Source organism: Methylophaga sp. UBA2689, from assembly GCA_002354555.1.
GTDB lineage: Bacteria > Pseudomonadota > Gammaproteobacteria > Nitrosococcales > Methylophagaceae > Methylophaga.
Window position 1 is genome coordinate 1 of sequence record DELT01000011.1, and the last position, 398, is coordinate 398.

General features: G+C 48.5%; 1 protein-coding gene. It reads left to right on the forward strand.

Features of this window, described 5'->3' with window-relative positions; translation table 11 throughout:
- On the forward strand, positions 1-398 hold a 398-nt coding region (locus B3M51_RS00960; protein ID WP_292756223.1), incomplete at both ends, for a ParA family protein.

Consider the following 398-nt stretch of genomic DNA (forward strand, 5'->3'; position numbering starts at 1 on the left):
GATGTAATGCCAACCAATACCGATCTGACTGCCGCCGAAGTCCAACTGCTGGAAATCAAATTACGTGAACATCGCCTGCGACTGGCGCTGGAATCCAGCAAGGAAAAATACGACTTTATCCTGATCGACTGTCCTCCCTCCCTGAGTATGCTTACGGTGAATGCCCTGGTGGCTTCCAAAGGTGTATTGATCCCCATTCAATGCGAATATTATGCCCTTGAAGGACTGACGTCACTGCTGCGCACCATTGAACGGGTTAAACAGCGAGCTAATCCCGCTTTAGAAGTGACAGGCATGGTGCGTACCATGTTTGATGCACGTAATAATCTTGCCAATCAGGTATCACGCCAGTTGATAAGTCATTTCCAGGGTAAGGTCTTTCATTCAATCATCCCGCG